This is a genomic window from Colwellia sp., from assembly GCF_013215345.1.
Lineage (GTDB): Bacteria > Pseudomonadota > Gammaproteobacteria > Enterobacterales > Alteromonadaceae > Colwellia.
Genome location: NZ_JABSOV010000001.1, coordinates 66,596 through 73,828 on the forward strand (window position 1 = coordinate 66,596; position 7,233 = coordinate 73,828).

The window sequence follows — 7,233 nt, forward strand, 5'->3', positions numbered from 1 at the left end:
TTAATATAATTCCTTAGCCTTAATACCCTAGCTACATTAAAGCTTCAAACTACTTGAGACCGCAATCGCTTGGGCAACAGTATTGGCAATGTTATCGCCTGTTTTACCATCGGTAAGCACAATAGTACTTTCATTTGCTATGGCTCGATGCGCCTGAATAGCATCTTGCGCTAAGGTCAAGGTTACCGCCGCTTTACCTTGTTCAGTATTTGCAGCACTACCCACCACGTCTAAGGCCTTGGCATCGGCATCAGCAACTAATCGTATCGCTTCCGCTTTACCGGTTGCCTCTAAAATTTGTGACTCTTTAGTGGCTTCTGCCGCGAGTACTTGCTCCGCTTTTGCCGCTTCTGCATCAAGTACCCGAGCTTGTTTTAAACCTTCAGCTTCGGTAATGGCGGAGGTTTTAACCCCTTCAGCGGTTAAAATCACTGAGCGTTTTTCTCGCTCTGCCGTCATTTGTTTTTCCATATCTTCACGTATAGTTTGCGGTGGGGTGATGTCTTTAATTTCATAACGTGTCACCATTACACCCCAAGGTGCTGTCGCTTCAGTCATCGAACCTAAAATCTGAGCATTGATGGCATCACGATTTTGGAAACATTCATCTAACTCCATCGAACCAATGGCATTACGCATTGTGGTCATGGCAAGCTGCGTTACCGACAATTTGTAATCAGTAATATTATTGGTCGCTGCCGCTGCATCGGTGACTTTCATAAACAAAATACCATCTATTTCCAAGGTGATATTATCTTTGGTGATGGCGGGCTGAGAGACTATTTCTAACGATTGCTCTTTTAAATTACGATCGGCGGCAACAGATTGCACGTAAGGAACAATGAAGTTTAAGCCCGCTGATAAGGTTCTGGTGTATTTTCCCAGGGTATAAATAACATAGCCACGGTTTTGTGGCACAAAGTAGATACCTTTTTTTAAGGTATACAAAATAACTAGGGCAACCCAGAGTGCAGGGCTTAAAATGATGTTTTCAAATAAATTCATAGAGATAGATTCCTTACTTATGTAGTTAGCTCCCTAAAAGACAATTCAAGTTAATGGAGTGCAGCAAGCAAAGCAAGTTATTTTAGCTAGGCTCTTGGTTGCACTGTTATTTAAATTAAGCCAACATAGCTGCTTATTCCTTAAATTAAACTTTAACTGTTCTTTTATGCGATTTACTTTTAACGATAGTGAGCTCAACTTAACTACTGGCCTGTTGATTAAAGATGGTCAGACAATCAGCATCCGAGCCAAAACGTTATCGGTACTGAAGTACTTAATCGCAGAAAAAGACCATGTGGTGACAAAGCAGGCGTTGCTTGCTGAGGTATGGCACGATGTAGTGGTACAAGAGCAAGTATTAGTGCAATCAATAAAAGAAATCCGTGACTTACTTGGCAGCCATGTTATTAAAACCTATCCACGCCAAGGCTATCAGTGGACAGCCGAACTCAACCACATTAACAAGCAATACTCCTTCTTTGGTAAATCAGTTAACAGAGCATCGTTACTACAAATAGCAGTACTGGTCTTGCTCACCATCATAGGCCTAGTTATTTATTCTTTAGCTAGTAATAGCCCAAGCGCCAAAACTGCCAAATTTACTGTCGCTTTTTTACCAATCATTAATGATATGCCTGATGATATTCATGATTGGGTGCCTTTACAGGGCATGGACTATTTAACTGTCAGTTTAAAGAAAAATAGTCAATTGCAACTTATCCCAAGAGTAGCGTTACTCCAGTCACTGCCCTTTGCTAATCAAGAAAATTTTCAACCCTCTGATTCTCAAAAGTTACCCGTACTCGCCCAAGCGTTAAAGGTTGATTTATTAGTACAAACTCGGCTGCGTGGTTATCCACAAGATTTTCAATTAGATTATAGTTTCTACCTTGGCCAGCGAGTTGAAAAGGGGGTGATTTTAGCTGCTGATATTGCCACTGCTTTAGAACAGTTAGTGCAAAAAATAGCACAACGCTTTGACCCGGATGCTATCAAAACGTCACAACCTTATATCAGCAATTTTAGTAATGAAGCCTTTGCACGTGGCATTGAACTTTATTTACAAAGAGAATACCTGCAAGCTAGTACCTTTTTCGCTACTGCACTGCAAAGCAACAATGACTTATTGGCCGCACGTCGCTATTTGGCGGCAAGTTATATTAATAGTGGTGATATCGAACAAGGTATTACCTTAATGAAAGAAAACATTGCCCAAGCGCGACACAAGCAAATGCACAGAGAGGAGATTCGCAGTCATTTAATGATAGGTGTATTACTTATTCATCGATATCAGAATGACTCGCCAGCTAGTGATGATTTAACCGAAGCAGAGCTTTATATTCGGTTAACAAAAACACTAGCAGAGCAATACCAAGATACCTTGTTTATCGCTTACGCTCTGGAAGAATTAGCGAAAATAAAACGTTTACAGCAACAATATCAGCAGGCAATACCGCTATTGGCAGCGGCAATGCAATATCATAAAGATTTTAAAGGTAGCTATGGGCAAACCCGTGCCCTTATCGAGCTAGCGCTGATAGCCTTTGCCCAAAATAAAGAAACACTTGGTCATGACTATTTCAGCCAAGCGACCACCATAGCTTACCAAAATGGTGTTGCTACTAATAAGGTGGCTATATTACTCGCGCAAGCACAAGTAGCTCTGACTGCACAGCAGATAAAACAAGCTCAAGCTTATGCCGAGCAAGCTAAAGCTATTGCAATAAAAGCAACAAGTAATGTCTTAATTGCGCAAGTAAGCGCTTGGCTAGCTGAGAATAATAGCTATCAAGTTAATTAATCACTTTATTGAATAATCAAGTAATAAGGATTAGCCTTAGCTAACCGCTAAAATCTCATCCATAACCCAACTAGTATGTCGCGCTGAAGTGCCAGTTGACGGATGTCGCTTGTCATTTACTAAGTGTTGATAAATATTGCCTACATGATGTAATTGAATATTTTCAGGATTTTCAATAACAAACTCTTCTTTACTGTTACCTTGAGTGAGCATAATCGGTACCTCATCAAAAACAGAGAAGTCCAATTCACCGGCACTGCCCACTATAGTGACCTTATCTTGTCTTGCGGCGCCACCAAAGTTCCAACTACCAACCCCGGTCACGCCATTTTCATGCTGCCAACAGGCAGTAACGGCATCAAAGGCAGAATATAAGCCCTGCTGATTTGTTCCTATACCGCTGACCTGCTTGAAGTCACCCAGTAGATAAGCAAACAAATCTAAGCCATGACTGGCTAGATCATCAAAATAGCCACCTACTGCAATGCTTTTATCTGTGCGCCAGTTATATTGGTCCGATAAGTCTATAGCATTAGCAGGCTTACTTAACTGCCAGCTGATATGCCGAATATGGCCAATAGCATTACTCTCTAGTAAACTTTTAACCTTATTAAATCGAGGTAAAGAGCGGCGATAATAAGCGACAAATAACGGTACTTTAGCTTGCTGAAACGCTTGTTCAATAGCTAAACTGTCTTGGTAATTGGGTGCTAAGGGCTTTTCTATACAACAAGGCTTACCCGCTTTTGCTACCAGTAGCGCATAATGTTTATGACTATCGGGTGGCGTAGCAATATATATTGCATCAATATTGTCATCATTAATAAGATCAGCAGCATTATCACTAAATTTAGCCACCTGATGACGTTGGGCATAATCTTCTGCCAACGCTACATCTCTACGCATTACCGCCGCGAGTTCAAAGCCCGCTGTTTTTTGATAGGCTGGACCACTCTTAACTTCCGTTACCGCACCACAACCTATAATTCCCCAACGAATCACCTTATCTTTAGCTATCATAATTTCTTAGTCATAGTTGTTTACTCATATTCTAAATGGCTAAAATCATGGCTTAGCTAATAGCTCACCATGATTTTTCTTTCATTATATCTATATATGCCTATTACAAGCCACAGTAGCTATCAAGTTTAGGCTGCCAATGCGGCACAGTATCTTTCTGCTTAACATTACCGGCGCGCAACTTCGCTACTGCTGTTACTACCTCTTGAGATGACAGCTTTTTATCTGCGTTAAAGTACACCCAATCAACTTCTTGATGGTATTGACGCATTTGCGTACTTGCGACAATTTGCTCTGGAATAAACCATAAATTAAAGTTCATCGACATTGCCACTTCTGGGTAAACATCACTACCATGCTCTGAAAATAAATGACCATTAATATAATATTTAATGGAGTCATCGAAAACTTGCAGTACTAGAGTATTCCAGCCCTGTAAGCTTTTTACATAGGTATCAAAGGCATTCTCTTTGGTCCAAGGTTCAAGCTGAAATGTTTCCCAAGAGGTAGAAAACAATACATTTTCTTTCTCGCCCCAGCCACCATTGGCAAGGTATTCAAAATCCATTTCACTGTAATTTTTATCCATTGGCGCTTCGAGCGGACTTATGGTGTAAAAAGTTTCTACTATGCCATCACCATCTGGGCCAAAATCAGGTTGGTCATTAAAATATAAACGTGCTGCATAAGTACCTGCTAGATACTTACGTTGATGACATATTTGTGTATGACGGGTGTTTTCAGCGCTACCATCCGTTTTAGAGGTTAAACGCATTACGGTATTATTGGCATTGCTTTGATCAGGATGAAAACTAATACCTTCTGACCACCAAGTAGCATTTTTGATACCTGGATGGCCTACTTGAGTTCGAGGCACCCAGCCATTTTTTTGCGCCTCAGCTAAAGTTTTATAGCTAAAATCATCAAACATTACTTTGCTATTTGCATCTGTGCTTTCGGGGTTTGCTTGACTAGCTGAACTCGCAATTAAAGCGATAGTGCCAATGATTAAATGGCTTAGTGCTGAAGAGGACATCATTATTATTTAATTCCTACCTAGGTAAAGGTTGTTGTAGTGAGCCGTTATTGTTCTAGCAACAATGAAACACTTAGGAAGTAGTTTTGCTAATTAAATAATATTAAAGATAGGATTTTGACGGGTTAAATTTTATTAAAGCCTGTAAACATAGGGTCAACAGGCTTATTTTAATGATAGAGGGTTTTATCTAGCTTATATAAGTACAACAATAATCCACTAAGGTTTTAGCTTTGATTTCAAAGGAGCTATTCGCTGCAACGTTAAAAGATTGGCCTGCGCTAATGTTTTGCCAAGTATCAGAGCCAGCCAATAATATTTCACATTCACCGGCAGTAATTTCCATTAACTCTTTTTCCGCGGTAGCGAATTTATAGTCACCCGGCATCATGATACCTAAGGTTTTAAAACTACCGTCGTTAAAGGTGAGCTTACGGCTGGTGACTTTGCCATCAAAATAAACACTGGCTGCTTTAGTAACGGTAACTTCTTTAAACTCTGACATAGGTAGTTCCTTGTTTAGGCTTTATTTATATTTAATTTGATTTAATCTGGATATTATTGGCAATAAAAAACGGCATTGAATTTAACTTCATCTGCCGTTTGTATTGATTAACCCACTCTACTTGAAAAGAGGTGTATTATTTTGCACTAGCAATTTTTTGCATATCAGTCATGTAACCACGAAGCTCTTTACCAATCACTTCAACGCCATGGCTACGAATGGCTTCATTCACTTCAATTAAACGCGCATTATCAACATTGTTTGAGCTAGCTTTTAGGCCTTCACCTAATTGCTCTAATGTTAAGTTAGCCGTGTACTCTTCAAGAAGAGGTACTGCTGCGTGAGTAAATAAGTAGTTACCGTATTCTGCAGTATCAGAAATTACTACGTTCATTTCGTATAACTTGTTACGTGCAATACAGTTAGCAATTAATGGCGTTTCATGAAGAGACTCATAATATGCAGATTCTTCAACGATACCAGCAGCAACCATAGCTTCAAATGCTAACTCAACACCGGCTTTAATCATGGCAATAACAAAGATGCCTTTGTCGTAATATTCTTGTTCGGTAATTGCTGTTTCACAATCTGCCGCTAATTCAAATGTCGATTCTGCAGTTTCAGCGCGCCATGTTAATAAGTTAACATCATCATTAGCCCAATCTGCCATCATAGTTTCAGAGAAGCGACCTTCAATAATATCATCCATATGCTTTTCAAATAATGGACGTAAGATAACTTTCAATTCTTCAGACATATCAAACGCTTTGATTTTAGCTGGGTTTGATAAACGGTCCATCATGTTAGTGATGCCGCCATGTTTAAGACCTTCAGTAGTAGTCTCTAAACCATACTGTAATAATTTACGTGCGTAAGCTGCGTCCATGCCTTGAGCGATTAATTGTTTGTGACCTAATACTGCTGCTGTTTGCAACATACCACAAAGAATGGTTTGCTCACCCATTAAGTCAGACTTAACTTCAGCAATGAAAGATGATTGTAAAACACCCGCTCTATCACCACCAGTTGCACTGGCGTAAGCTTTAGCAATCGCTAAACCGTTGCCTTGTGGATCATTTTCTGGATGAACTGCAATTAGTGTTGGTACACCAAAACCACGTTTGTACTCTTCACGTACTTCAGTACCAGGACATTTAGGTGCAACCATAACAACCGTGATGTCAGGACGAACTTGCATGCCTTCTTCAACAATGTTGAAACCATGTGAATAAGAAAGCGTAGCGCCTTGCTTCATCAACGGCATTACCGCTGTAACGGCAGAAGTATGTTGTTTATCAGGTGTTAAGTTTAATACTAGGTCAGCTTGAGGAATTAATTCAGCGTAGTTACCTACTGTGAAACCATTCTCTGTAGCCCACTGCCAAGATTGACGCTTTTCGCTAATTGCTGCATCACGTAGCGCATAAGAAATATTTAAACCAGAATCACGCATGTTCAAACCTTGGTTTAAACCTTGAGCACCACAACCAACAATGACAATGTTCCAGTCTTTGATGAAGTTACAGCCATCGCTGAATTCTTCACGCTTCATAAAACGACATTGGCCTAATTGGCCTAATTTTTCACGTAAGCTTAAGGTATTAAAATAGTTGCTCATGCTGGTTCCTCTGAATTTGGTTCTAAAAATTAGTTATTAATCGAGTCAGCTTGCTGACTGTTCTTTTAACAATGTTTTTTTCAATGTAAACACCATACCCTAGATATCACGTTGCAAAAAGTGATATATTCGCACCACTACGTTGCGTTTTTTGCAACAATAAAAGCTACCAATACCAGTTTCATTAAGTTTGTGATCTTGTTGTGCATAGGAAAAATAAATCAGGGCAAGGCGCTCGATTGAGCAAT

Annotated in this window: 6 protein-coding genes; 1 reads left to right on the forward strand and 5 read right to left on the reverse strand. The window is 39.8% G+C overall.

Annotated elements, in window-relative coordinates; all coding sequences use genetic code 11:
- Nucleotides 1-36 precede the first annotated feature (36 nt).
- Nucleotides 37-1,005, reverse strand: coding sequence for an SPFH domain-containing protein (locus HRT50_RS00285; RefSeq protein WP_291610142.1), 969 nt, complete (start codon nt 1,003-1,005; stop codon nt 37-39).
- A 166-nt stretch (nt 1,006-1,171) separates the two neighbouring features.
- Between HRT50_RS00285 and HRT50_RS00290 the strand changes: the two genes are divergently transcribed.
- Nucleotides 1,172-2,806 (forward strand): winged helix-turn-helix domain-containing protein, encoded by a 1,635-nt coding sequence (locus HRT50_RS00290; RefSeq protein ID WP_291610144.1) that lies wholly within the window; start codon nt 1,172-1,174, stop codon nt 2,804-2,806.
- A 36-nt stretch (nt 2,807-2,842) separates the two neighbouring features.
- On the opposite strand, the gene HRT50_RS00295 is transcribed toward HRT50_RS00290, so the two are convergent.
- The 4 genes from HRT50_RS00295 to ilvC all read right to left on the reverse strand — a co-directional run bounded on the left by HRT50_RS00295 (nt 2,843) and on the right by ilvC (nt 6,985).
- Nucleotides 2,843-3,826 carry a Gfo/Idh/MocA family oxidoreductase gene (locus HRT50_RS00295; RefSeq protein WP_291610145.1) on the reverse strand — a complete coding sequence of 328 codons (984 nt, stop codon included), beginning with the start codon at nt 3,824-3,826 and terminating at the stop codon, nt 2,843-2,845.
- Between the two features lie 103 nt (nt 3,827-3,929).
- A complete protein-coding gene (locus HRT50_RS00300) occupies nt 3,930-4,865 on the reverse strand; it encodes a glycoside hydrolase family 16 protein (protein WP_291610148.1) in 936 nt (311 codons plus the stop codon).
- Between the two features lie 187 nt (nt 4,866-5,052).
- Nucleotides 5,053-5,367 (reverse strand): pyrimidine/purine nucleoside phosphorylase, encoded by a 315-nt coding sequence (locus HRT50_RS00305; RefSeq protein ID WP_291610150.1) that lies wholly within the window; start codon nt 5,365-5,367, stop codon nt 5,053-5,055.
- Between the two features lie 136 nt (nt 5,368-5,503).
- The gene (gene ilvC / locus HRT50_RS00310; protein WP_291610152.1) at nt 5,504-6,985 is read right to left on the reverse strand and encodes a ketol-acid reductoisomerase; all 1,482 of its coding nucleotides are present in this window, start codon (nt 6,983-6,985) and stop codon (nt 5,504-5,506) included.
- Nucleotides 6,986-7,233: the final 248 nt, after the last annotated feature.

Bases quoted from the DNA above. Each gene is read 5' to 3' on its own strand.
- HRT50_RS00285 (WP_291610142.1), bottom strand. From the start codon at position 1,005: ATGAATTTATTTGAAAACATCATTTTAAGCCCTGCACTCTGGGTTGCC.
- HRT50_RS00290 (WP_291610144.1), top strand. From the start codon at position 1,172: ATGCGATTTACTTTTAACGATAGTGAGCTCAACTTAACTACTGGCCTG.
- HRT50_RS00295 (WP_291610145.1), bottom strand. From the start codon at position 3,826: ATGATAGCTAAAGATAAGGTGATTCGTTGGGGAATTATAGGTTGTGGT.
- HRT50_RS00300 (WP_291610148.1), bottom strand. From the start codon at position 4,865: ATGATGTCCTCTTCAGCACTAAGCCATTTAATCATTGGCACTATCGCT.
- HRT50_RS00305 (WP_291610150.1), bottom strand. From the start codon at position 5,367: ATGTCAGAGTTTAAAGAAGTTACCGTTACTAAAGCAGCCAGTGTTTAT.
- ilvC (WP_291610152.1), bottom strand. From the start codon at position 6,985: ATGAGCAACTATTTTAATACCTTAAGCTTACGTGAAAAATTAGGCCAA.